This is a genomic window from Gemmatimonadaceae bacterium (genome assembly GCA_016720905.1).
Taxonomy (GTDB): Bacteria; Gemmatimonadota; Gemmatimonadetes; order Gemmatimonadales; family Gemmatimonadaceae; genus Gemmatimonas.
Genome location: JADKJT010000001.1, coordinates 348,016 through 373,731, shown reverse-complemented (window position 1 = coordinate 373,731; position 25,716 = coordinate 348,016). Strand labels below are relative to the sequence as shown.

General features: G+C 65.0%; 22 protein-coding genes. 3 read left to right on the top strand and 19 right to left on the bottom strand.

Features of this window, described 5'->3' with window-relative positions; translation table 11 throughout:
- The first annotated feature begins 109 nt into the window (after positions 1–109).
- Both IPP90_01560 and IPP90_01555 read left to right on the top strand, forming a co-directional pair.
- Positions 110–1,255, top strand: coding sequence for an efflux RND transporter periplasmic adaptor subunit (locus tag IPP90_01560; protein MBL0169400.1), 1,146 nt, complete (start codon positions 110–112; stop codon positions 1,253–1,255).
- Positions 1,252–4,359 carry an efflux RND transporter permease subunit gene (locus IPP90_01555; GenBank protein ID MBL0169399.1) on the top strand — a complete coding sequence of 1,036 codons (3,108 nt, stop codon included), beginning with the start codon at positions 1,252–1,254 and terminating at the stop codon, positions 4,357–4,359. The genes IPP90_01560 and IPP90_01555 overlap by 4 nt, the downstream gene beginning before the upstream one ends.
- A gap of 39 nt (positions 4,360–4,398) precedes the next feature.
- Here IPP90_01555 and IPP90_01550 read toward each other — a convergent pair whose 3' ends face one another.
- The 19 genes from IPP90_01550 to IPP90_01460 all read right to left on the bottom strand — a co-directional run bounded on the left by IPP90_01550 (position 4,399) and on the right by IPP90_01460 (position 23,947).
- Positions 4,399–6,078: a TonB-dependent receptor gene (locus IPP90_01550; protein MBL0169398.1), complete on the bottom strand. Its 1,680-nt coding sequence runs from the start codon at positions 6,076–6,078 to the stop codon at positions 4,399–4,401.
- Complete coding sequence (locus IPP90_01545) at positions 6,079–7,443, bottom strand: carboxypeptidase regulatory-like domain-containing protein (protein MBL0169397.1); 1,365 nt, start codon at positions 7,441–7,443, stop codon at positions 6,079–6,081.
- 142 nt (positions 7,444–7,585) lie between these two features.
- Complete coding sequence (locus tag IPP90_01540) at positions 7,586–8,809, bottom strand: ABC transporter permease (GenBank protein MBL0169396.1); 1,224 nt, start codon at positions 8,807–8,809, stop codon at positions 7,586–7,588.
- Positions 8,809–10,506, bottom strand: coding sequence for an efflux RND transporter periplasmic adaptor subunit (locus IPP90_01535; protein MBL0169395.1), 1,698 nt, complete (start codon positions 10,504–10,506; stop codon positions 8,809–8,811). Before IPP90_01535 ends, IPP90_01540 begins: the two co-directional genes overlap by 1 nt.
- 83 nt (positions 10,507–10,589) lie before the next feature.
- Positions 10,590–11,930: a TolC family protein gene (locus tag IPP90_01530; GenBank protein MBL0169394.1), complete on the bottom strand. Its 1,341-nt coding sequence runs from the start codon at positions 11,928–11,930 to the stop codon at positions 10,590–10,592.
- Positions 11,927–12,325 (bottom strand): hypothetical protein, encoded by a 399-nt coding sequence (locus tag IPP90_01525; GenBank protein MBL0169393.1) that lies wholly within the window; start codon positions 12,323–12,325, stop codon positions 11,927–11,929. Before IPP90_01525 ends, IPP90_01530 begins: the two co-directional genes overlap by 4 nt.
- Before the next feature lie 17 nt (positions 12,326–12,342).
- The gene (locus IPP90_01520) at positions 12,343–12,744 is read right to left on the bottom strand and encodes a hypothetical protein (GenBank protein MBL0169392.1); all 402 of its coding nucleotides are present in this window, start codon (positions 12,742–12,744) and stop codon (positions 12,343–12,345) included.
- On the bottom strand, positions 12,741–13,457 hold the full coding sequence (locus IPP90_01515) for a sigma-70 family RNA polymerase sigma factor (GenBank protein MBL0169391.1): 717 nt from the start codon (positions 13,455–13,457) through the stop codon (positions 12,741–12,743). Before IPP90_01515 ends, IPP90_01520 begins: the two co-directional genes overlap by 4 nt.
- Before the next feature lie 23 nt (positions 13,458–13,480).
- Positions 13,481–14,110: an HD domain-containing protein gene (locus IPP90_01510; protein MBL0169390.1), complete on the bottom strand. Its 630-nt coding sequence runs from the start codon at positions 14,108–14,110 to the stop codon at positions 13,481–13,483.
- Positions 14,111–14,208: 98 nt separating this feature from the next.
- Positions 14,209–15,819 (bottom strand): DHA2 family efflux MFS transporter permease subunit, encoded by a 1,611-nt coding sequence (locus tag IPP90_01505; protein MBL0169389.1) that lies wholly within the window; start codon positions 15,817–15,819, stop codon positions 14,209–14,211.
- Between the two features lie 8 nt (positions 15,820–15,827).
- The gene (locus IPP90_01500; GenBank protein MBL0169388.1) at positions 15,828–16,880 is read right to left on the bottom strand and encodes an HlyD family secretion protein; all 1,053 of its coding nucleotides are present in this window, start codon (positions 16,878–16,880) and stop codon (positions 15,828–15,830) included.
- Positions 16,881–16,959: 79 nt separating this feature from the next.
- Positions 16,960–18,327, bottom strand: coding sequence for a TolC family protein (locus tag IPP90_01495; protein MBL0169387.1), 1,368 nt, complete (start codon positions 18,325–18,327; stop codon positions 16,960–16,962).
- Positions 18,324–19,001, bottom strand: coding sequence for a TetR/AcrR family transcriptional regulator (locus IPP90_01490; GenBank protein ID MBL0169386.1), 678 nt, complete (start codon positions 18,999–19,001; stop codon positions 18,324–18,326). The genes IPP90_01495 and IPP90_01490 overlap by 4 nt, the downstream gene beginning before the upstream one ends.
- A gap of 164 nt (positions 19,002–19,165) precedes the next feature.
- The gene (locus IPP90_01485; protein MBL0169385.1) at positions 19,166–19,354 is read right to left on the bottom strand and encodes a hypothetical protein; all 189 of its coding nucleotides are present in this window, start codon (positions 19,352–19,354) and stop codon (positions 19,166–19,168) included.
- Positions 19,355–19,373: 19 nt separating this feature from the next.
- Positions 19,374–19,844 carry a peptidylprolyl isomerase gene (locus IPP90_01480; GenBank protein ID MBL0169384.1) on the bottom strand — a complete coding sequence of 157 codons (471 nt, stop codon included), beginning with the start codon at positions 19,842–19,844 and terminating at the stop codon, positions 19,374–19,376.
- Positions 19,845–19,881: 37 nt separating this feature from the next.
- Complete coding sequence (gene nth / locus IPP90_01475) at positions 19,882–20,754, bottom strand: endonuclease III (GenBank protein ID MBL0169383.1); 873 nt, start codon at positions 20,752–20,754, stop codon at positions 19,882–19,884.
- A 4-nt stretch (positions 20,755–20,758) separates the two neighbouring features.
- Positions 20,759–22,504 carry a hypothetical protein gene (locus IPP90_01470; protein ID MBL0169382.1) on the bottom strand — a complete coding sequence of 582 codons (1,746 nt, stop codon included), beginning with the start codon at positions 22,502–22,504 and terminating at the stop codon, positions 20,759–20,761.
- An 88-nt stretch (positions 22,505–22,592) separates the two neighbouring features.
- Positions 22,593–23,048, bottom strand: a complete 456-nt coding sequence (locus tag IPP90_01465; GenBank protein MBL0169381.1) for a hypothetical protein — start codon at positions 23,046–23,048, stop codon at positions 22,593–22,595.
- A 29-nt stretch (positions 23,049–23,077) separates the two neighbouring features.
- Entirely contained in the window at positions 23,078–23,947 is an 870-nt protein-coding gene (locus IPP90_01460; protein ID MBL0169380.1) for an alpha/beta hydrolase, read from the bottom strand.
- A gap of 101 nt (positions 23,948–24,048) precedes the next feature.
- On the opposite strand from IPP90_01460, the gene IPP90_01455 reads away from it, so the two are divergent.
- Positions 24,049–25,701, top strand: a complete 1,653-nt coding sequence (locus tag IPP90_01455) for a HEAT repeat domain-containing protein (GenBank protein ID MBL0169379.1) — start codon at positions 24,049–24,051, stop codon at positions 25,699–25,701.
- Positions 25,702–25,716: the final 15 nt, after the last annotated feature.

Here is a 25,716-nt window from a genome sequence, read left to right as displayed (position 1 = left end):
CCGTTCGCCCCTGCGAATGCACGCCATTGATATCGGGCCGCGCTCAGCGCGGCCTTCGTCACCTCGAATCCTTCGCGCCGGACTCCTGCTGGCCGCGCCCCTTCTTGCCATGCAAGCCTGCAAGGAGAAGCCCCGCCCGCAGCGCCCGGCACCGGTGGTTTCCGTCAAGGCTGCCACGGTGGGTCCGCTCCCGTACATCGTCGTCGCCAATGGCGAAGTGGAAGCGAGTCGCACGGTCTCGGTGCAGTCGCTGGTCTCGGGTATGCTGACCAACGTGGCCATTACCGAAGGCGATGAGGTGCGCGCAGGACAGACGCTGTTTCAGATCGACTCGCGCCCGTTTCGCGCGGAACTCGATCGCGTGCGCGGCACGCTGGCGCGAGATGAGGCCCAGTTGTCGCGTGCGCGCGGCGACTCCACGCGCTTTGCCGGTCTGGCGAAGGACGGGTACATCACCAAGCAGCAGGTCGATCAGGCATTCACCGATGTCAACGCGTTGGGGGCGACCGTCGCCGCTGATCGCGCCGCCGTGCAGCGCGCGCAACTCGACCTCGACAACACCACGATTCGCGCGCCAATTGCCGGCCGGACCGGTCAACTCGCCATCAAGGCGGGCAATCTGGTGCGCGCGCAGGCCGATCCGCCGCTGGTGACGATCAACGAACTGCGACCCGTGTTTGTGCGCTTCAGTGTGCCGGAGCGTGATTTCGTGGAGATGCGCAGTCGCGCCGGTCTCGACAAGCCCTTGACGGTTTCGGTGCAGCCGAATGTCGGCGACAGCACGCTGCGGACGACGGGCATGTTGACGTTCATCAACAACGTCGTCGATCGCGCGACAGGTTCGGTGCTGCTCAAGGCGCGCGTGGCGAACGAGGATCGCAATCTCTGGCCCGGTCAGTTCGTGACCGTTGGTTTGGAGTTGTCGATCGACAGCAATGCGGTCACGGTTCCCGCAGAAGCCGTGGTCACCACTGCCAGTGGATCGTTTGTCTATGTGGTGGACAGTGGTACGGCCAGGCGCGTGGGCGTGAAAGTGGGTCGGCAAACCGGCGGTGCCGTGAAGTTGGACAGCGGGCTCGTCGGCGGCGAGCAGGTGATTGTCGAAGGACAAAACAAGCTCAGCGACGGGGCCAAGATTGAGCTGCGCTCGAACGTTCCCAGTGCGGGCGGTGGACGTGGGGGGCGTGGTGGACGTGGCGGGCGCAGCGGGCGCGGTGGCGGGCAAACTGGTGGTCGCGGAGGCAATTCACCGTGAACATGAGCGCCATTTGGATCAAGCGGCCGGTCATGACCTCGCTGGTCATGATCGGCATTCTCGTTTTCGGCATCATCGCGTATCGCGGGCTACCGGTGAGCGATCTGCCCACCATCGATTATCCCACCATCACGGTGAATGCGTCGTTGCCGGGCGCCAGCCCGGAAGTCATGGCGACGTCGGTGGCCACACCGCTCGAGCAGCAGTTTTCGACCATCTCGGGCATCGACAACATCACCTCGTCGAGTTCGCAGGGCAGCGTCAATGTCACCCTCCAGTTCAATCTGGAGCGCGACATCGACAAGGCCGCGGCAGACGTCCAGTCCGCCATTTCCAAGACGCTGCGGCAGTTGCCGCAAGGCATCAATCCGCCCTCGTACAACAAGGCGAATGCGGCCGATCAGCCAATCGCGATGTACAGCTTCAGTACGGATCAGATGACCCGTACGGAGCTCAATGAGTACGTCGAAACGTTTGTCGGCCAACGCCTCTCGACGGTGTCGGGCGTGGCGCAGGTGCAGGTGTTCGGATCGGCCAAGTACGCCGTGCGCATTCAGCTTGATCCGGGCGCGCTGGTGGCGCGCGGCATTGGCATCGACGAGGTGCAGCAGGCGGTGCAGGCGGGCAACTCCAACCTGCCCGGCGGCGTGCTGATGGGTCCCAATCAGTCGTTCACGGTGCAGGCCAGCGGCCAGCTCAAGAATGCCGCCCAGTACCGCCAATTGGTGGTCGCGTATCGCAACAACGCCCCGGTACGGTTGGGTGACCTGGGCAACGTGCTGGACGACTTGCAGAACCAGCGCGGCCTGAGTGAACTGAACGGGCGCGGCAACATTTCGCTGTCCATCATTCGCCAGCCAGGCGTGAATACCGTGGCGGTATCGCGAGGCGTCCACGACGCGCTGGAGCTGCTCAAGCCGCAGCTGCCGGCCAGCATCCGTGTCGAAAAGATCTACGACAAGGCCGACTCGATCGAGGAATCGGTGAACGACGTCAAGATCACGATGAGCATCACGCTCGCGCTGGTCGTGATGGTGATCTTCCTGTTCCTGCGCAACGTGCGCGCAACCGTCATTCCGTCGTTGGCGCTGCCGTTTTCGCTCATCGGCACCTGCTGTGTGATGTGGGCGCTCGACTTCAGCCTGGACAACCTGTCGCTCATGGCGCTGACACTGGCCGTCGGATTTGTCGTCGACGACGCCATCGTCATGCTCGAGAACGTCTTTCGACATCTCGAGATGGGCAAGACGCCCATGCAGGCCGCCCTCGACGGGTCGAAGGAAATCAGCTTCACGATTCTGTCGATGACCGTGTCGTTGGTGGCGGTGTTCATTCCACTGCTCTTCATGCCCGGGTTGGTGGGTCGCCTGTTCCGCGAGTTCGCCGTCACCATTGGCGTCGCCATCCTCGTGTCCGGGTTCATATCGCTTACGTTGACCCCCATGCTCTGTGCGCGCTTCCTGCGCCAGGGCGAGGGCCATTCCTCGTCCGAGGGCAAGTGGCGTTCCGTTGAGCGCCTGTATCAGGCCAGCGAGCGCGGATACGTGAGCTCTCTGGGGTGGATCATGCGGCATCGCGGAATGACGATGCTGTTCGGCGCCGCCATGATGGCGACGACGGTTGGGTTGTTCATGATCATTCCCAAGGGATTCATCCCATCGGAAGACACGGGCCGTCTGTCCGGGTCGATTGAAGGCCCGGAAGGTGTCGGGTATGACGCCATGGTGGCCAAGGTGCGCGCGGTGGCCGAGATCGTCCGCGCCGACACGAACGTGGCCTTTGTCCTTGGGTCACTGGGCGGCGGATTCGGCGGCAGTAACAGTGGTCGCTTGCAGATGACGCTCAAGCCGCGCGGACAACGCCCGCACGTCGACCAGATCATGCGTGATCTCACGCGCGCCACATCGCGCGTTCCCGGCGTCCAGGTCTTCTTCCGCAATCCGCCGCCAATCAACATCGGCGGTCGTCGCGGCAACAGTTCGTATCAGATTTCCTTGCAGGGCTCGGATATCGCCCAGTTGTATACGGCGGGCCGCCTGCTCGAGCAGCGCCTGCGCGACCTGCCCGAAATCGAAGGGATCTCCAGCGACTTGCAGGTGGGCAATCCGCAGGTGGGCATCGAGATCGATCGCGAGCGCGCGTCAGCGCTGGCCGTCACGGCCACGCAGATCGAACAGGCGCTCTACAACTCCTTCGGATCGCGACAGATCTCCACGATCTTCACGCAGACCAACCAGTATTGGGTGATCATGGAGCTCAAGCCGGAGTATCAGCGGGACCCCACGGCATTGAGTCAGCTGTTCGTCCGTTCCCAAACCGGCAATCTGATCCCGCTCGGAGCCGTCGCGAAATTCACCAAGGGAGTCGGCCCACAGTCCATCCAGCATAACGGACAGCTGCCCGCCGTCACCATCTCCTACAACCTGCGCGCCGGCGTCGCCCTGGGCACGGCCGTCGATGCGGTGCAGCGTGAAGCGCGCAATACCCTGCCCAGTGATGTGTCCAGCGTGCTGTCGGGCGATACGCAGGCGTTTGCGCAGGCGCAGAGCGGACTGCTGGCCCTGCTGGTGGTGGCGATCTTCGTGATCTACGTCGTGTTGGGCATCTTGTACGAGAGCTACATCCATCCCCTGACCATTCTGTCCGGCCTGCCCTTCGCGGCGGTGGGTGCGCTGGCAACGCTGCTGATCTTCGGCAAGGACTTGAGCGTGTACGCCTACGTCGGCGTGATCATGCTGATCGGGTTGGTGAAGAAGAACGCCATCATGATGCTCGATTTCGCCATTGAAGCCGAGCGCGAGCGCGGCATGTCCGCGATGGAAGCGATTGTCGAAGCCGCACGGGTGCGGTTCCGCCCGATCATGATGACGACGATGGCGGCCCTGATGGGCACGCTCCCGATTGCGCTCGGCCTTGGCGCGGGTGCAGAATCCCGCCAGCCATTGGGGCTGGCTGTCGTGGGCGGACTGATGTTCTCGCAGCTGGTGACGCTGTATGTGACGCCGGTGGTGTACACCTATCTCGACGGGCTGCAGCATCGGAAGAAACGGGTGAAGGACGTTCGAGCCGTGCAAGGCGGGCTGGTGCCGGCAGCCGGGGATTGAGGCCAGCGGCACCATCGGTCAAGCGCACGGAACGCACGGTTAGAACCGCCACTGCGTGCTCAATCGGAGCGTCAACGGCTGCTGCCGCAGCCGCACCGCGCCGGCCAGTGATGTGGGGTCACCGGCCGTCTGGTTATTCACCGACGTCTTCACTTCCGATGCCGACTGCCCGTTGAACACGTTGAATAGCTCGAAACCCAGCACCAACTCGTTGCCGCGCACCGGAACCGAACGCTGGACACGGAGATCGAGCGACACCTGAGTCGGAAGTTGTCGCGATCCGCGCGACTCGGTGAACAGCTGTTGGCCACTGACTCCGGTGAACAGGTCGCGGTTCAGCGTCAGTTCTTCACCTTGTGGAGAAAGCATTCGATAGTTGGGTTCCCTGGCCAGGGTGTAGTTCGGCGTCCAGCGATCACCGGTGCGCATCGTGAAGAACGCACCCCCCTCGAGATGCAACGGGAGCCGCCCCGTGACGCGGGCCTTGAGATCCCACGGCGAATAGTTGTCCAGCGCGCCGTAGTAGTTGAGCGCCCGGTTGGGCTCCACGAACGGCCCGTTATCCTGCCCGTCCGGATTGAAGTAACCGTTGACACTGAACACATTGCCGTCCAGGTGCGTTCGCGCCACCGTGGTGGTGAAGGACCACGTGGCGAATTCACCGGTCAGTCCGAGCTGAATCTGCTGAAACGTGCGGCTGGCCTCGTCAACCGGTGTGATCACCAAGTCCTGCACGTACGTCGACGGCATGGTCAGCGTGTCCGCCTGCGTGTAGCCCGGAATCTGATTGCTGAACTGCGTGCCGAAGACCAGCCGGCGTCGCAGGTCATCGGCACGCACATAAAGCACCGGGAGTTTGAGCGGCTGTCCGTTCGCATCCAGCACTTTCCCGAACCCATCGTACACATACACATCGCGCAGCGGCCGCCAGTTCCGTGCGGCATTGCGATCCACCAATGCCAGGATCGATTTGTTCGCGCGGGTGATGTACAGCGCTTCCGCCTTCAATTTGGACGTGATCGATTTCTCGAGACCCACGGTGACCTGGTCCATATACGGCTGCCGATAGTTCTCGAAACCCTTGGCTTCGTTGAAAATGGAATTCCCCGGTCGACAGGCGGCCGATGTCGCGAGCTCGCTTGCACTGTAGGCGCGCGTCGGTTCGGGGCGTGTGGCATTGGTGGTCTTCCAGTCACAGAATCCCACCTGCGTGAACGCGTTGGCGCCGGGGGCCCGGTCGAAGAACAACGCAAAGAGATTCTGGTGGTAACGACCCCAATGCGCCTTGGCGACCAGGGTCCCGTGGCCGGTGACATCAAAGGTGGCGCCGACGCGCGGATCAAGCCCGGTCGCCTGAATGGCGGTGAACGTCGCGGTCCCACGCGAGCCGCCGCCGTGTCCCGGCGTGATCGAGCCGGTCCAGGAGCCGGCTCGCACGCCAGCGTTGATCGTGATGCGATCGGAGACGCGAATGTAGTCCTGCAGGTAGATCGCCGAGTTGGTGGATCGTGCATCCAGATCGATGCTGCCACCGGTATCGGCCGTCGCGTAGATCCCGCCGCCGACGCTGGGAATCGGTCCCCAGGTCTGTGCGTCCAACGGGTTGAACGTCACGCCGGCGCGTGGCTGGGTATACCACGACAGCCCGCCGTTTCGCGTACGCTGTTCACGCCAATCTCCCACCCCGAAGTCACCGCCCAGTCGCAACTGATGTTGCACTCAGCCCGTGTTGAGGTAACGGTCGAAGTTGACGGCGAGACTCTTGGTGTCCGGACGGTTCGTGCGCGTCCAGATGCCATTCACGAATTGCGGCGTGCCGCTCACATCCAACAGCCGGATCGATGGCTGCCCGCTGCCATGGTACGGCAATTGATCATCCGCGCCCGTGTAGCCCGAGAACTTCACTTCCAGAAAGCTCTTTTCGCCCAGCGTGCGCTGCCAGTTCGCCTGATAGAAAGTGGCTGGTGAGCGTCCGCGCGCGGTGGCGTCGACATCGTCGTATCCGTTGAGCCCGACACGTTCCCGCGACAGGTTGTCGAGTCCAAGCGAGGCATTGATGATGTCGCGCGGGGTCGCCTGCCAGGTCATCTTGCCGTAGTACTTCTGCTCATGGCGATCAATGGTTGTTGGCAACCACGCGATACGGCCACGGGTGGTTGACCGGAAATCGACCAGTCGCTGGCTGGCCAATGCTTCCTGACCCGAGAGAAAGAAATACAAGCGGTTGCGGATGAGGGGGCCGCGGACCTCCGCATTGAGCTCCTGACGACCTGCCTGCTCCGAACCGTTCTCAAACGCGTTCACGTTGCTGGCGTTGAAGGCCCGCGATTCCGCGAACGCACGCATCGCGCCCTGCAGCGTGTTGTTGCCGCTCTTGGTGACCATGTTGATCAGACCACCCTGAAAGTTGCCGTACTCCGCGCCCGCGCCGAGCGCAATGACCTTGAAATCCTCAAGCCAGTCCACATTCGGGAGCAGGAAACTGCCACCGGTTCCCGGTGCGTTGACCGTCACGCCGTCCAACTGGTACAAGTTGGCCTGATTGGTGGATCCACCGAAAATCTGCCCTGGCCGCGAGCCTGGTGTGAATGCAATGAGATCGTTCGTATTGCGTGCCGTGGGCAGCAACTCGCGTTCGCGCGCGCCCAGCGACGAGGTGAATTCCGTCGTGGTGCGATTGATGGTGACTTTCGACGCGCTTATCGAGATTGGTGCGAGTTCGGTCGGCGCGGCGTCAAGCGTCAACGCGAGGCGCGTGGTCTCGGTGGCGCGCACGACGACGGCGCTGACGGACAGCGGCCGATAGCCGATCAGTCGCGCCTCCAGGGTGTACACGCCCGGCTGGATAAAGGCAAACCGCGCGTCGCCTCGGCTGTCACTGCGGACCGATCGTGCATACGATCCGTCCGGTTGTTGCAGCCGCACGGTTACGTCGCCCAGCGGGGTTCCGTCGCGCACCGACACGCGGGCCTGCACGCCGCCGGTTTGCGAGGTTTGAGCCTGCGTGAGCCGCGGCAGGCACGCCAGGCCGATGGCGGCGATGGCGCAGGCAATCGGCATGAAACGGCGGACGGAGGCAGGCATGCGTGAATTTGCCACCAATGCCGAGATTGCAGAATACGCCGGCGGCGATCTTTCAAATACTGAACCGCCCGGCCGACGAGGTGATCGGCCGGGCGGTTCAGTTCGTCACTGTGCGAGCGCCATTGGCGCGCGCACACGCAGCCTACTCGTATCGCAGCGCGGTAATCGGGTCGAGACTCGCCGCCCGGCGCGCGGGCCAGACGCCAAAAATCACACCGACCGCGGCGGAAAAGGCAAAGGCCAACACCACCGACTGCGAGGAGATCTCGGTCTTGAAATTGAAGAACTTGGTCATGGCCATCCCACCACCAGCACCCATCAATACGCCGATCGCCCCGCCCAGCAGGCACAGCACCACGGCCTCGATGAGGAACTGGAAGAGGATGTTCAGCTTGGTCGCGCCAAGTGCCTTCCGTACACCGATCTCGCGCGTACGCTCGGTGACAGATACCAGCATGATGTTCATGATCCCGATGCCACCGACCAGCAACGATACCGACGCGATGCCGGCCAGCAGCGAGCTGAACACCTTGCTGGTTTCGGCCGCCGTGGTGAGGAAGTCGGCCTGATTGCGGATATTGAAGTCATCGTCTTTCTCGCGGGCCAGATGATGCTGGCGCCGCAAGATCTTCTGAATGTCTGCCATCGCTTCCGGAATCATCTCTTCCGACTGCGCCAGCACCGAAATGGATCCGACGCGGTCGGTGCCCAATACGCGGAAACGCGCGGTATTGAGGGGTATCAGAATCTGGTCGTCCGGATTGCCGAAGGCCGACGCCTGTCCCTTGGACTTGAGCACGCCGATGACGGTGAACTGAATGCCACGCACGCGTACGCTCTCGCCGATGATCGCCTCGATATTCTCGATGCCCAGATTGGTCAACACCGCCGGACCCAGCACGACCAGGCGCTGCTTGCCGGCATCTTCCTGTGTGGTGAACATGCGTCCGCCCTCGAGTTCGTACTTGCGAACCTCGAGGTAGTTGGCCGACGTGCCCACCACGCGGGTGCTGGCATTCTTGGAGTTGAACTGGATCTGCAGGTCTCGCGTCATCTCGGGCTGCACGGCCGTGATCTTGGTGCCTTGCTCCTCAAGCGCCGCTGCATCGGCCATGGTCATCTTGGCACGATCGGAGCCCGACGCGATGCCGCCCATGCCACGAACCTGACCCGCCTGGACCGTCAGCAGGGTGGTCCCCAGCGAGGTAATACGCGCCTTGATCTGGCTTTGCGCGCCACGGCCGATGCCATCCATGGCGATCACGGCGCCAACGCCAATGACGATACCGAGCATGGTGAGCAGCGAACGCAGTTTGTTGGCGCGAAGCGCCACCAGCGCAATGCGAAAGACCTCGAGGAACAGCATCAGTTGCCTCCGGGCGGACGTCCGCCGCCACCACCACCACCACCTGGCGCACCGCCGCCGCCACGCGGCGCCTGTGTTTGGGTACCAGGGATACCACCGCCGCCCGTCATCGTGCGGAATCGGTCGTTCGCCTGATCACGCTTGGCTTGGAGCGCCGCAACCGAGAGCGAGGCGACCTTCTCGCCTTCCTTCAACCCCGAGACCACCTCGGAGTAGTCATAGTCCGCCGCTCCAAGACGCACGAGCCTCGGCTCGTACTTGCCCTCGCCGATCTGTACAAACACCAGCGCGGTGCGCACGCGCGTCACGCCACCTGGACGCCCACCTTGCATGCCAGCGCCCATCGCGGCCGGGGCACCACCGCCCATGGCGTTCCGGCTGCCACCTGCGCGTCCCGTGCCGCCGCCCATCGCACCAGCGCTATCACTGCCGCCGCGACGACGTCCACGTCCCGAATCACCCGTGCCGCTTCCGCCGGTGGTGCCACTCATTCCGCCACTGCTGTCGCCACGGCTGCGGCGCGGGCGCTGTCCACCCTGCGAATCGCCACTACCGGAGGGGCGGCCACCGCCCATGGGCGCGCCCGTCGGCTTCTGCCCCGCCGCATCAACCGTCTTCGCGGCGGGCGAATCACCAGCGGGTTGTCCCATGCCGCCGGCATCTGGCGCTCCGCCACGACCATTCCCCATCGCGGCCTGCATCTCGCGCACCTGCGCCTGCACCGAATCCGGGTTCAAGCCGACAAAGGCTGCGGAGGTGGCCGCCTCGCGCACGGTGCGCACGGCATCGTTCGACACCGCAATGACGTTCTCGCGGCGGTTGACGTTCATGGAGACTTCGCCGTTCATGCCGGGCTTCAGGAAGCCTTCGCTGTTGTCCAGCGATACGATCACCGGGAACATCGTCACGCTCTGCTGCACCACGGCCTGCGGTTCAATCTTTTCAACCACCCCCATGAACGGACGCTCGGGATACGCGTCGACGGTGACCCGTGCCGTCTGGCCCGCGCGCACGTTGCCGATATCCGTCTCGTTCACCAGCGCGCGCACGCGGACCTTGGTGAGGTCGGCCATCTTGAGCAGCGTGGTACCGCCCGACACCGAGCCGGTGGCCGACGCAATCACCTGACCCAGCGACACGGGCTTGTCGATGATCGTGCCACTCACCGGCGCGACCACCGTGGCGTCCTCCAAACGCTGTTTCGCGAGGTCCAGGTTGGTGGTGGCGCGGACGATCTGGCCCTGGGCCTGGGTCAGGGCCAGTTGGGCGCTCTCGTACTCCGGGGTGGTGATGACGCGCGACTTGAACATCTCATCGGCGCGCTTCTTGGCCGCCTCGGCGATCTCGATACTGGCCTTGGCGCTTCGCAAGTCCGCGCTCGCCTGATCGTATTGATTCTGCACGTCGCGTGTATCCACCTGCACCAGCAGGTCGCCGGCCCGCACTTGTGTTCCGGTCTCGACGGGGATCTTGGTGATCTGTCCCGACGCCTTCGATTTCACTTCGATGACGTTGATCGGTTCCACCGCACCGGTCGCCTGCGCATTCACCACAATGGTGCGGCGCTCGACGACCAGGTTGGTGATGACGGGGGCGGCTTCCTTCTTGGCGGCACAGGCCGATAGCAGGCCACTGCTGAGCACAGCGCCGACGAGCAGAAGTGTGGAGGCAGTGGAGCGATGGGCACGTTGGGTCACGACGACGGCTCTTTGACGGGGAGAACCCGCGGCGACGGACCGATCCGTCGCGAGGGATGCGCGGTGCATTAGGAATGAGCGTTTCATAGCGGCCGGCCGACCAGCGAGGACAGCTGCGCGCGAGCCACACGACCATCGAATCGCGCCTGGATCAGCGATTGGCGCGCCTGATTGAGCGTTGTTTGCGAGGTGAGCAGGTCAAGCAACGTGGAAACGCCGAGCGCATAGCGTTGCTGCTGCACGCGCAGGTCTTCCTCCGCCGCGGCAATAGCCGCCAACTGCACGGTCGTCCGCGCCTGCGCGTTCTGGACGGCACGCAGGAGCGAGGTCAGGCTGGCGCGCGCGGCCAGGCGCGCATCGCGGGCCTGTGCTTCGGCATTTCGCAGCGAAACATCGAGCTGCACACTCTGCGATTCTCGTGTAAAGCCGTTGAAGACCTGATACGAGATGTTGAAGTTCAACGTCTGGCGACTGGCATTGTTGCCGCCCACCAGCAGCAGGTTGCGACCGGCAAAGCTGCGGCTGTTGTCACTGAAGTTGTAGTTGTAGCCCATCGTCAGCGTGGGCAGATACGAGGAGCGCTGCGTGCGCTTGGCCGCCCGCGCCACCAGCACATTCGCTTCGGCGAGGCGCACCGACGGTCCCTGCATCAACAGCGCCGCGAGTTCGGACTCCGAAGGCAGTGGGGCCTGCGCGTCCAGCGTATCAGCGGGTGACGCCGTGATAGTCGTGGTGGAACCCGCCACACGGGTGAGCGTGGCGTTGGCCACGCGCAGATCGTTCTGCGCCGTGAGCACCGCCAGCTGCGCGTTGCCCACCTGAATCGCCGAGCGCAGGGAATCCGAGCGCGTCACGACACCGGCCGCGACTCGCGCCGAAGAGGCGCGAAGTTGCTGTTCGGCTTGCTCGAGCTGCGCTCGCGCGGCCGCTTCCGACTCGCGTGCCGCCAGCGCGGCATAGTACTGCTGCTTGACCTGCAAGGACGCATCGAACCGCGCCGAGATCGCCGAGATATCAGCGACTTCCGCCGTGGAACGAATTCGACTGATCTCGGACCACCGACGACCACCGTCGAAGAGTTCGAGATTCATGCCGAGGCCGTTACCGTAGCTCCACGGGTTGCCGCTCAGAGCGGTCAGCTGGCCGTTGAAGTTGTTGATCGTGGTGCCCTGCGTGTGCCCGCTGCTCGCCGTCAAGTTGAGCGTCGGCACATACGCGGCAATGGCCTGTCGACGGGCGGCGCCGGCCGTGCGGTCGAGTCCCTGCGCTTGTACTGCCGCCGGCGCGTTGCGCATGGCGAGATCAATGGCTTCCTGCAGCGTGACCGGGCGTGCGCCGTCATCCGCCTGAGCGCCAAGCGGGGCGGCCAGCAGGACCGCCCCGGCGAACAGCACGGAGACTGTGACTGGTAGGCGGCGTGTCATTTGTTGCCCTCGCGTGTGCGCATCACGCTGTCCGCGGTGCGCCTGTTGCGCTCGATGAGCGCCTTGAATTGCGCCTGCTGCGCGGTGTCGAGTACCTGCATCATCAGCACGCGACCACTGTCACGTACCGAATCGAGCGTCGGTCGATATTGCTGCATGATTTCCCTGGAGCGGGCGCGACGCCAGTCGAATACCGAGTCGATGACCCGGCGCTGGTCGGCCGAAAGGTTCAGTTGTTTGGCGAGTTCGTCACGCATCGCCCGCTCGTCGTACTGACGGGCCGGACGCGAGTGCGTGACGGCGCGATCGGCGGCAAAGCCGACGGCGCCACCGGCGAGAAACGCCCCGAGCAGAAACATCAGGGCAAGCGACTTGGGACGGGGAGGCGTAGACACGGGGACGTCGGTGGTGGCTAGTAGTCGAACGGGTCGAGATACCGCTCCGGCGCATCCGCCGGGAGCCGAATGCGGCCACCAAACGAGAACGTGGCGTCATCGACCGGGACCCCCGATTCGATCGCCGCGCGGGCGACGGTTTCACTCGCCGTGCGTTCCAGCGTCACTTCGCGAACGACGGTGGCTCCCGCCAGCAACAAGGCGATGGTCGCGGCCACCGCACCCGCCGTGCGCCACTCGGCCAGCACCGACCACCAGGCGACGACCGGCGAGTCGTTCAGGCGCGCGAGCACACGTTGCTCGAGACTCGTCCAATACCCCTCATCCGGTGGTGCCGCATAGGCGGCACGCAACAGCGCCGTCACGTCGGGATCTGCGCCCGCGCTTCGTTCGTTGTCGATCCGCTTGAAGTCCTTCATTCCGTGCTCCGCAAGTTGCCCAGCAGGCGCCGCAAGTGCGCCCGGGCATGGTGCAGGTCTGATCGGGCGGTGCCTTCGGGAATTCCGAGGAGCGTTCCGATCTCCGCATGCTTGTAGCCTTCCACATCGTGCAACACGATCACGGCGCGCTGCCGTTCACCCAACGTGCTGAGCGCGCTCGCCAATCGTGAGCGCAACTCATCCGCTTCCGCGGGGTCGCGATGCGGAGACGACAGTGTCTCCGGCAACTCGTCCGCGTCCCGCACTTTCCGGCGCCGCGCGATGTCCAGCGCGGCGTTTGCAACAATCCGGTGCAGCCAGGCGCCAAACGCCTGCTCCGGTCGAAATCGTTCAAGCGCGCGAAACGCGTGCAGGAATCCTTCTTGTACGGCGTCTTCAGCGTCGTCATGCGACAGCACGATGGCTCGTGCCACCGCATAAGCCCGCCGTTGATGCCGATGCACCAACCCCGCAAACGCCGCACTGTCTCCACCCTGAGCCGCCAGCACCAACGCGCGTTCTGCGAGCGCGTCAGCGCCAAGCGGCGCCACCCTTTCCTCCGGCCGGTCTGCCTCGATTGGCAGCGGCACCACGACCTCCGCACTCCGCCCCCCACGCTCGGTGTCGTCACCCTCTCCCCCCGGATCCCCTTCCGCCACGTGCTTTCCTGACGGGAAAATCGAACCGGCTACGGGGAAGGCAAGTGAGGTCACTGGGCGTTGAGGCTTCACGGGAATTACGCGTCGCGGCCGGACGCCGTTGAATCATCGGCCGGCGCGGCGGGAATCCCCGCAAGCCCGAGGGTTGCCGCCGACCCTTGCATGGCCGCCAGCACCACACCGATGTGCTCGTCCAGCGGCACCCCGAGTGCTTCGGCCCCCTGGATGACATCGTCCCGATTGACCCCTCGTGCAAACGCCTTGTCCTTCATCTTCCTGCGAACTCCTGGCACGTCGACGTCGGCCACGGCCCGCGACGGTTTGACCAGCGCCGAAGCCGTGATCAGGCCGGTCAGCTCGTCGCACGCGAAAAGGGTCTTGGCCAAGAGACTGGTGCGGGGCACGCCCGTGTAGTCCGCATGCCCAAGGACCGCGTCACAAATGGTTTCCGGCCATCCCAACGTCCGCAGATGCCGAACACCCTCTGCCGGATGTTCGACGTCGGCGGCGAGCGCATTGTTAGGGAACCGCTCGTAATCGAAGTCGTGGATCAGCCCGGTCACGCCCCAGAGCTCCTCGTCCTCACCAAAGCGAGCCGCATAGGCGCGCAGGGCCGCCTCGACAGACAGCATGTGCTTGCGAAGCGACTCGGATTGCGTCCACTCATGGACGAGCGCCAGGGCGGCGGCGCGGGTTGGCTGGGGCATGGATCGAAAGGAAACACGGAGGAGACGTGTTTGGGAGACTGAAGACGGGAGAAGGGAGACGGAAGACGCCCAACCACATCCCCCTGCGTCGCCTCGGCCTAGTGCGGAATCTCTCCGCTGGCTCCCGACGCTCGGCCGGTCTTCCAGATCAACAGCAGCGGCAGGGCGGCCACCAGCAGCAATCCGCTGACCAGATACAGCCGCGAAAACGCCAAGACGCTGGCCTGGGCGGCGATCTGACGATCGATCATCATCAGCGCCTGCTGTTTTGCGACCGCGGCGTCCATGCCACGTGCCATCATCCCGCGCGCCAGCGTCGCCAACCGATCGAGCGTGGCCGGGTCGCTGGCGCCAACATGGTCGGTCAGCACGGCTTTCTCCACCTTGGTGAGACGCGACAGCATGGTCGCCATGATGGCAATACCCAGCGACCCGCCCAGTTGACGCATCAGGTTGAACAATCCGGTGCCTTGACCCATGGACTTCATGGGCAACCCCGCCACTGTTGCGCTGGTCAGCGGCACAAACAGGAATCCGAGACCCACACCGCGAAGGATCAGCGGCCAGAACAGCTGGTTCCGGCCCGAATCGAGCGTGAGCTGCGACATCAGCCACATCGACCAGAGAAAGAGGAAAGCACCGAACACAATCATCGGACGCGCGTCCACCTTCGCGGCGATCCGACCGACGAACGCCATGGTGAAGGCCGATGCCAGCGCGCCCGGGAGAATGACTTGGCCCGTCTGCCATGCCGTGTATCCGTGCAGCGCCTGCAGGAAAACCGGCAGCACGAAGACCGATCCGTACAGTGCCAGTCCCAGGAATGCCGCAAACGTGACACCCGGCGCGAGCTGCCGCGACTTGAGAATGCGGAGGTCGATGATGGGCTCATGCACGCTGAGCTCACGCCACACCAGCAGGATCGCCGACGTCAGGCTCACGAGCGCCAACCCCACCACAAAGCGCGAGTCAAACCAGTCGAATCGCTCACCGCGTTCCAGCATCCACTGCAACGACCCGACCGATGTGGCGAGCAAGACGATGCCCCAGACGTCAATGGACGTGGCGCGCACCTGATGTGCGGCATTGCGGACGTAGCTCCACACGAGGTACGCCGCGCCGAGTCCGAGCGGGACGTTGATGTAGAAAATCCACGGCCACGCGTACGCGTCCACGATGTAGCCGCCCAGCGTCGGCCCCAGTGTCGGCCCGACCATGACCCCTACTCCGAAGATCGACTGACCGATGCCACGTTCATGTGGTGGAAACGACTCGAACAGGGTGGTTTGCGCCGTCGAGAGCAGCGCCCCGCCCCCCAGCCCCTGGATGACGCGCCAGAACACGAGCCCCCAGAGCGTGGTGGCGGCGCCGCAGAAGAACGACGCCAGCACGAACAGCAGGATCGATCCGGTCAAATAACGGCGGCGTCCGAAATACGCGGACAGCCAGCTCGACATCGGGATGACAATCACATTGGCAATGATGTACGAGGTGGACACCCACGCGACCTCATCGAGGGTCGCACCCAGTGTGCCCATCATGTGCGGGATGGCCACGTTGACAATCGAGGTGTCGACCAGCTCCAGTACGGCCGCCAGCGTCACCGCGATGGCGATGAGATAGCGGTTCCTGTAGGGATCATCTTCAACCGCACGTGCGGCCGGTTGCACGGGCGCGAGTGCGGGCAGGTCCAGCAGCGTGGTGGCCACGCGCGTCCCTATTTGACGATGACGTTGGCCTGGACCGACATGCCCGGCCGCAGCGGTCGGTCGGCGCCGAGCGTCCGCCTGATGCGAATGCGCACCGGCACGCGTTGCACGACCTTGGTGAAGTTGCCCGTGGCATTGTCCGGTGGGAGCAGGGCGAACTTGGCGCCGGTGGCCGACGCGATGCTCTCGATCTCGCCGTCGGCGTGTTCGCCTCCGTACGCGTCAATCTCGAGCTCCACTTTCTGACCAACCCGAATGCGCGCCAGCTGCGTTTCCTTGAAATTGGCGGTGACGTAGACGCCCGAGTCGGAAACGATCGACATCAGTGTCTGCCCGGGCTGCACCAATTGCCCCACTTCCACACTCTTCCGTGACACGATGCCGCTCACTGGCGCGGTGATGCGGGTGTAGGAACGCTGCAGCGCGGCATTGTCACGGGCCGCACGCGAGGCGGCCAACCGCGCCTGCGCCAGCCGCACGCCGGCCTGCGCGCTTGAGACACCCGAAGTGGCGGCGTTCACCGACCGTTCGGTCGCCGTGAGCGTCGCGACGGCCGCGTCGTACGTGGCCTGCGCGGCATCCAGCTGCGCGAGACTGATGATCTGTTTCGCCACCAACTCTCTGGCGCGCGTCAGGTCGGCCGTGGCCTTCGTGAGGGTGGCTCGTGCGGCGATCACTTGTGCATCACCAACCTCGCGTTGACTCGATGCGGTACGGAGGAAGGCGCTGGCCTGGCCTTCGCTGCGCCGATCGCCCGAAGACGCCATTGCGCCCGCCAGATCCGCCTCCGCCTGAGCCAGGCGCACGTCGTACTCGCGCGCGTCAAGCTCCACCAGCACGCCGGAGTCGGCCACATGGGCATTCTCGCCAACACGGACCTGCGTGACATAGCCGCCAACTTTCGCGACCACCGGGACGATGTGGCCGTCTATCTGCGCATTGTCAGTGGCTTCGTGCGTGCGGGCGAACGACCAGCGTTGAACGGCCCAGTACCCCGCGCCGGCAAGGAGCGCGAGAGGAAGCAGGAGGCGAAATCGCGCCGAACGGGATGGTGAGGTCATGGGGCTGATCGTGTGAATGCCGGAATGGCGAAGGATGTGTTCCGAACGACGGCGGGCGGGCACCCCGCGTTGGCATGGTTCACGGGAGTTCCCGGACGCCGCCCACGGCGCGCGCCAGGCTCACTCTCGCCGTCTGATAGGCCGCCAGAACGTCGTTTCGCAGCGTACGCGCCGAATTCAAGGACAGCAGGGCGCTGATGACGTCGGCGTTGCCCGCCACGCCGGCGCGAAACCGCTCCTGCGCCTGCGCGACTTCCTGCTCCGACAGCGCCAGCCGCTCGCGTACCGCGTCGAGTTGCTCGCGCGCCGCTGACAAGTCCAGCAGCGCCGCCCGCACATCGAGCGCGCTCTGGGCCCGCAGATCGCGCAGTCGGGCATCGGTCTCTCGCGTTCCCGCGAGCTGCTCCTGCACCCGGCCTTCGCGACGGAACCCGTCGAACAGCCCGACCGACAGCTGGACGCCCCACGTGTAGGTCGACAACAGGTGTCCCCAGTTCTTGCCGATGACCCCGTGATCCACCATGAGGCCAAGCTGCGGTGTGCGCTCCCACCGAATGGCCGAAATGGCCCGCTGTTGCGCCGCTTCCTGCGCCACCAGTGCGCGAATGTCGGCGCGCGATTGACCCGCTTTGTCGAGGGCGGCGGCTTCATCAGGCACCACGGCCTCCACGGGCAGCGCGCCAAGCGAATCCCGCAGCGTCAGCGCAGCATCGAGCGACATCCCCATCGCCCGCTTGAGCTCCAGCAGGGCGCGATCACGATCATTGCGCGCGATGATGATCTGCGCGCGCGTGGACGCGAGCTGCGACTGGGCGCGCGTGACATCGAGGGCGATTCCTACGCCCGCTTGCAGTTGGTCACGGGCAATGCGCAGCAGATCGGCGGCCAGCGCCGAATCGGCAACACGTGCCGCCACCTGCGCCTCGGCCCGCGCAGCGCGGACGTAAATGGCGGCGGCTACGGACGCGGCGGCTTCCGCTTGCGCATTCACGTCGGCACTCGCGGCGTCAGTGGCCGCCTGGGCCGCCCGCCACTTCGCCAAATTGCCGAGGTCCAGCAATGGCTGCTGGATGCGATAGCGCACGTCGACCGTGGGCACCGGACCAATGATTTCGCCATTCGGATTCAGCAGGGGTCGACCCGCGGGATCGCGAAAGGAAAACCCGAACGTGGCGGAGTTGGTCGTGCGCGACGCCTGTTGAATCCCAGCCGCAAGATCCGGCATCAGGGCGCCGCGACGCTGGGTCACACGCGCCTCCGCGGCCGCAACACGTGTGCGGGCCACCTCGACCCCCCCGCTCTGCTTGGCCGCCAGACGAGCGGCGTCGCCCAGTGAGAGTGCGGTGCCTTGTGCGCCGAGCGGCGCGCCAGTCACTGCGAGTGCGATCAGGAGCGTGAGCCCGGATGGCAACGGGCCACGCGACGCTGGGGTGCGGGTGGATGTCATGTTGGAGAAGGCAGGGAGGACGGGGCGACCGCCGCGGCTGGGCGCAGCGCATGCAGGTAGAAATCGATCAACTCGTCGCGGACGTCGTCGTCGGTGCGCTGCATAAGCGCCGGGAAGAACTGACGACGCGAGCACCACTGGCTGTGTGTCATGGCGAGCGCGGACAGCATGCGCGCCCCCACCTCAGGATCAAGTGGCCGGAACTCGCCGTAGGCGATCCCGCGGGCGATGATGGCGCCGATCAGCCGGCGGCCCCGTGCCATTACTTCATCGGCGTAGAACTGCATCAGGTCCGGAAACTGCGGCAACTCGGCCATCACCAGCCGTTGCACCACCTGGAAGCGTTCGGTGCGCAGAAACGCCCACCACCCGCAGGCCACGTATCGCAGTTGGGCCGTCGCGCTCTCGCTGTCGACCGAGGCGAGGCGCGCCTCGGCGGTTTCAAGGGCGGCAATGGTCGTCGCCTGCACCATGGCGCGAAACAGCGCTTCCTTGTTGGGGAAGTACAGGTAGATAGTGCCCTTGGCGACGTTGGCGCGGCGCGCGATGTCATCGAGACGGGCACCGGCCAGTCCATGCTCTCCAAACTCGCAGAACGCCGCCTCCAGAATCTGGTGCGGCCGAGCCTCTGGATCGCGCCGCCGACGAGCGTCTGACGGTTCTGGTATCGACACTAAGTGAGCGCGGAAGATGGAATTGTGCCTAAAAGCAGTTACTGACTGACCGGTCAGTTCTCAAACGATTCTAAACCGTGTTCTGTTTCATCGCAAGGTAACCTATTGCTGGAATATGGAAAATCCATATCGAGAAGAGGGAGACTGTCGTCTCCCTCCCGTGCTCAGCCGACTACGGACGCAGACGGGGCCTCCACGGCGCCCGTCTTCTTCTCACCCGCTTCGTTCTTGAAGTGATTGTTCGTCAACAGGACGATGCTGTACAGAATGGCGCCGATGAACAGCGCGCCGCCGATCAGCCCCGCAAATGCGGCGCTCCTATCGGACCCGCCGTTGGATTGGTCGTGTGACATGGCAGGAAAGTGGTGAGGGTTATTTCGCGTCCGCGACGCGAACCGACGTCATCGCGTCGTTCGCCACGATCGTCGCCATGACGTCGAGGCCCTCCGTGATCTGGCCGAACACCGTATGCACGCCGTTCAAATGGCGCGTGTTCGACTCGCTCAGTACCATGAAGAACTGACTGCCACCCGTGTCCTTCCCGGCATGCGCCATCGAGAGCGCACCCACCGAATGCTTCTTCGGATTGCCCTTGGTTTCACAGGCAATCTGCCAACCCGGACCACCGGTGCCGACCCGTCGGTCCCCCTCGGGAAGATCGCGCGACAGCGGATCCCCACCCTGCACGACGAAATCCGGAATCACCCGGTGGAACTTCACACCGTCATAGAAGCCCGAATTCGCGAGCTTCTCGAAATTCTCGACGGTCTTGGGGGCCTCGGCGTCGAACAACTCCGCGACGATCGTGCCCTTGGTGGTTTCGAATGTAGCCAGCTTTGCCACGGAAAATCCTCGTTGGGGAAGGGGCGAAATGTACTGACTACGCCGAGGGAGATTCAACCGAGGGCGGCGAAACGGCTTCCGCGCTTGGGCAGACGTCCCGTAGTACGCACATCCCGCAGGCCGGCTTCCGCGCCAGACACGCCCGCCGACCGTGCCAGATCAGCAAGTGGCTGAGGACTGCCCATCGCTCCTGTGGGAACAGTGGCATCAGCTCCCGCTCGATCCCGACGGGATCGGGCTCACGCGTCAGGCCTAATCGCCGAGCCAGACGCTGCACGTGGGTATCGACGACAATTCCCTCGTTGATATCGAACGCATTGCCCAAAATCACATTGGCGGTCTTCCGGCCGACCCCTGGCAATGACGCGAGCTCGGCGATGGTGCGCGGCACCTCGCCCCCGAAACGCGTGACCAGGGCGTCCGCCATCCCCACCAGACTCTTCGCCTTGGCGCGAAAAAAGCCGGTGGAACGCACGAGGTCTTCGACGTCCTCCAGCCGCGCCGAGCGCATGGCCGCAGCATCGGGAAAGCGCGCAAAGAGCGCTGGCGTCACCAGGTTCACTCGCACATCGGTGCACTGCGCGGACAAAATGGTGGCGGACAGCAATTCAAATGCGTTGCGATGGTCGAGCTCACAATGCGCGTCGGGATACGCCCGCAGCAATCGCTCAAGAACGACGTGGGCGATGGCCATCCTGTCGGCCTTCGTCCGAGGCGATTTCGCCAGTGCGGGTGCCTTCTGCGATGGCTTCCGTCCAACGGAACGGGCACGGCTTGTCTGACGCAGGGCCGACACCGCAACGGTCTCCACGGATGTCGCGGTCGGCGTCTTCGTGGTCGAGCGGCTGGTGGTCTTCCCAGGCTTGCTTCTCGACAATGGCTGTCGCGGGCCGCCGCGGCTTCTGGCCATGCGCTCAGACCGGCAGCGCGCGCCGTGCGGCCGCGAATGCCAGCACCTGTTCGGCGCTCCGCGTGTTCAGCACGTTCGTGGCCGACAGCCACCCTTTTCGCGCGATGGCCACACCCATGGCCAGATTCTCGAATCCCTGCGGTGCATGCGCATCCGGACCAATCGAGACCATCGTGCCACACTCGGCGGCGATGCGGCACGCCCGCCAGTCGATGTCAAGTCGATGGGGATCGGCATTGAGTTCCACCGCTACACCCGCGGCCCCGGCCTTCTCGATGACCGCCCGCAGATCGATCGCGTACGGCTCTCGAGCCAACAGGAGGCGACCGGTTGGATGGCCCAGAATGGTCAAGTGAGGATCGTCGAGTGCCTTGAGGACTCGATCGGTCATCTGCTGTTCATTCATGCCATAGCGGGTGTGGATCGAACCGATCACGAAGTCGAAGTGATCGAGAAACTCGGCATCGTAGTCGACACGACCGCAGGGCAGGATGTCGGCCTCGATGCCCTTGAGCACCCGAAACGCCATGCCGTCCCGATCGTACGCCAGGTTGAGCGCATCGATTTCGGCGTGCTGTGCCAGAATGGCGTCGCGCGACAGTCCGCCTGCATAGGTGTTTGACTGCGAATGATCGCTGATGCCGAGGTAGTGCAGCCCATGGGCGCGCGCCGCAAAGGCCATCTCCGCGATTGTGGCGCCGCCGTCGCTGTATTGCGAGTGGCAGTGCAGCGCGCCGACGAGATCCGATTCGGTGACCAGCGCGGGCAGACTATCGCGTGCGGCGGCGGTCACCTCGCCGGCCCCCTCCCGCAATTCCGGCTCGCAGTAGGCCAGTTGCAGGTGCGCATACAGGTCGCGCTCGTGCGTAACCGGCAGCACGCGTCCGTCCGCGCCGCGCAACTCATCGCCTGCCAGCACTAGTCCAGCGGCGGTGGCGCGCTCCACCAACTCCCGCACATGCGCCGTGCTCCCGGTGGTGCGCCAGAGCGCCAGCGCCAGGTGGTCCGGGCGCACACAGACGAGGTCGAGTGACACGCCATCGTCCATTCGCAACGTCAGCGCGCGCCCACCCTCGCCAAGGACTTCACGCACACCACGCATATGCGCGAGCGCGGCGGCCACACCAGACGGCGATCCGCGAACCGCCACGACGAGCTGGATATCCCGCACCAGTTCCATCCGTCGACGGATCGCGCCGGCAATCTCCACCTGCACGACGTCAGGATGCGCGGCGATGGCGCTGCGGGCGCGCTCGGCTTCCGCGCGCCCATGCTGCCACAAGACATACGCACCCGTTCCGCGCAGGTCGGCGATGCCCTTGAGGACCTTGTCTGCCGTGCGGTCGCCGAAACGGGGCAGTGCCGCCAGGCGTCCGTCGCGCGCCGACTGCTCCAGATCCTGCAGGGTCTCGATGTGCAACCCCTCGTGAATCTGTCGAATGCGCGCGGGTCCCAACCCGGGAACGCGCAGCATTTCCAGCAGACCCTCGGGGGTTTCTTCCTGCAGCCTCTCCAGCAGCGCCGAGCCGTTCGACTCGGCCAGGTCGTTCAACACGTCGATCGCTGAAGGCGCGAGCGCTGACATGTCGATGCGGCCGTCACCGATCGCGAGCGCCAGATCGTGTTCGCCAGCCGACAGCGCGGCTCGCGCGGCCACCTGCACGGCGCGCACACTCGATCGCTCCTCGCCGTGCAACTCCAGCAGCGTGGCGATTTGCGTCAGGGCGTGGGCCGCGCTCCGGCAATTCATGGACGCAATCTAGCGCCGAGTACGGGTAACGGCATGACGCGGACTCCATGACGCCGCCGCGTCGCCCTGGAGCAGCGGCGAGGATGTACTACCCCTCGACGCCCGCCAGCACGCGCGCCTGTTTCACCAGTTCCGTGAGTTGTTGTTCGGTCAGCTGCATTTCCTGGGCAGCTGCGTCGCGATCCAAGAGCCCGCTGCGCATGCTGACCGCGACTTGATTCAGGTAGCGAATCTTCGAGAGCATTTCCATGGTCAGTCGACGCAAACCGTGGAAACGACGTTTCTCCGCGTTGGCCCGGCGGTAGCGCTGCAGCAGTTCGTCGGGCCGGAGACGACGGGCCAACGCCAGCACCTCGCCTTCCGTGCGTCCGGGCAGAATGCCTCGGTCGGGGATGCCGGAGTTCGTCCAGGTCGATTCGGCGAACCACAGTCGACCCACGAACTCCACCCCGTCGTGCGCGATGTGCAACGAGACACGCACCTGGCGCTCGTCGACATCGATGGTGCTCAGCACCGTTTGCGTGACAGTCCCGAATGGCAGCATGGAGTGCGCGGCTCAGAGCGAGGAGACGATCAGGACAGGAAACGCAGCATCGCGTCGAACAGCTTCCGGGGTTGCTCGACATACGGCACGTGACCGCAATCGTCCAGTACCACCAGCTGCCCATCCAGCGCGGCGGCCACAGCCTCCGCTGAAACCAGCGGGATCGGGTCGTTGCGCCCATGAACGACGAGTACGGGTCGCCGGACGGCACGCGAAACGGCGCGGAGTTCGCTGGTCAGGTCAAAATCTCCCAGACTCTCCCAGATGGATGCCTGGACCCTGCCCGTGACGCGGAAGGCGGTCAGCGATTCGGCGAGGCGCGGATTGGCGAAGTACCCGGCCACACTCAACTCGAAGCTGCGCTGGCGATACGCGGCCATGTTTGTTTCGCGCAAACCGCTGGCGGACAGCTCGGCGCGCAGCTGGTGAATGACCGGTCCCCGCTGTCGCGCCAGCAATTCCGCTTCAAACTGGTCCCGCCAGTCTCGGGTGATGGGCGCCGGCGAGATAAGCGCCATCCGTCCGAGGGGCGGCATGGTGTGACGCGTGAGGCCCTGGATGGCGTAGAGCATGGCCAACAGTGCTCCCCACGAGTATCCCACGATCGCCGGCGATTCCAGTCCGAACTCACGCAGTACCATCGACAGATCGTCCACCTGCGTGTGCCAGGTGATGGGCACCGGGTCGTCCGTCCTCGAACGACCACCCCCGCGCTGGTCGTATGTGATTACGCGATGGGTGGCGGCCAGTGCGAGCATCTGCGGATAGAGATAGTCGTGATGCGCACCGGGGCCACCATGCAACACCACGACAGGTGGCGCACCGGAAGGGCCGTCTTCGCGCCAATACAACGGAACGTCGGTGGTGGCGGTGAACCCCTCAGCACGCGGTACAGGCATTGGCAACGTCATGCGCGAACGATAGCCCGTCTCCCGTCTCCCGTCTCCCGTCTCCCGTCTCTCCCTCTGTGCATCCGTCGCCAAGTCGGTACTTTCCCACCATGACCCACCCCGGCCTGCACGCCCGAAAGACTCCCACCGCCCGAACGCCGGATTCGGGCGCCGTGCGGGTGGCGTCGGAAGGACGGGCGTCGCGGTCGGTGGCACGCGGGCTGGGACTGCTTGTGGGAAGACTTGCCGCACTGCAACGGGACAATGCAGCCGTCGACGTGAGTCTTACCGCGATCGATTTGTCGAGTCCCGATGTGTCGGCGGTTCGTGAGGCGCTGCGCCAGCTCACGGCACGCTCACGCGAAGGTGCCATGCTCTGTCGCGTGATCGAGGGCACCATGATTCTTGAGGGGGTCCCCATCGATCGGCAGGCCGCCGTCGAGGACCCTCTCTTGGGTGACCTGCTGCGGGCACTGCTGACACTCGACGTGGGTGCCATCACGGTACGCGAGGGCGCGGCTCCGGGCGAACTGCTCACCTTGGGTCGGCTGCTGGCTCAGGGACGCCAGCGTCGTGGGACCCCGTCGGCGTCTGATCCCGTTCGAAGCCCGCGCGGTGACGCCATGATGGTCAGCGATACGCCAACCACGGCGCTCGCTGCCGTGTTCGCTGATGAAACCCCCGGTGAACTGCTGCGCACGTGGAGTGTGCTGGTGACGCCGGCGGTGACGACACGGATGTCGTCAGGCGCCAGCGCCGCCACGGGCAGCGCGCAGGCGCGGTTGGCGGCGGCGCGCACGGATGATGCGGCCGTGAGTGCGGTCGGCGCCTTGCGCGATCTCCTCGATGACGCCCAGCGCCGTGGTGACGCGGGGGCCATCGAGGGCATCGCCCGGGCGTGCCTGACGCACCTGCACGCGGTGGGCGAGTCGGGCGGACGACTGGCGGTGGAAAGTGCACTGCGCCAATTGCAGCGTGCCCCGGTGCTGGATCTCCTTGCTGGTCAACTCCCGCACAGCACCGACCGGGGGCTGCTCCTGCAACTCTTCGCGCGGGCGGGGGATGTCGGCGTGGCCACGCTCGTGCGGCACCTGATGACGACGGACGACTCGCTGTCTCGTCGCACCTTTTTCGACGCCATTGTCGCGATGGACATCGGTGCCAGTGAACTGCTGGACGCGCTGCATGACAGTCGCTGGTTCGTGGTGCGCAATGCGTCCGCGCTGCTCGGGGAAATGCGTGTCGAACACGCCGACGACACCCTGGCAACCCTGCTGCATCATGCCGACGAGCGTATTCGCATTGCTGCATCGCGCGCGCTGATGCGTTTGCGCACCGTCAAGGCGCTGCAAGCGCTTCAGGGGGTCATCGACGATTCCAACGCCGAGGTGCGCCGACTGGCGGCCGCGGCGTTCGGTTTGGCAGGCGCCAGCGGCGGCGCGGGGGTCCGGCCACCTGCCGCGCGCCTCTCGGCCGCCCTCGAGCGGGAATCCGACGAAGATGTCGCGCTGGAAATGTTGGCCGCGCTCGGCAAGTTGGGCAGCGCCGACGCCGTACAGCGATTGCTGCGAATCGCCCTGCCCGCGTCCCAGGACCTCTCCGGTGCGGCCGCCTCCGAGCCGCGTGACTCGTGGATTCGCATTGCCGCCCTGGAGGCACTGATACGCGCGCGCGGCCCCCAGATGCAACCGGTCATCGATTCGCTCAGGCACGACGCCGATGCCGAGGTCGCCGCGGCGGCCGCGAGCCTGCGCGCAACCTGACGTCGCGCCACCCTG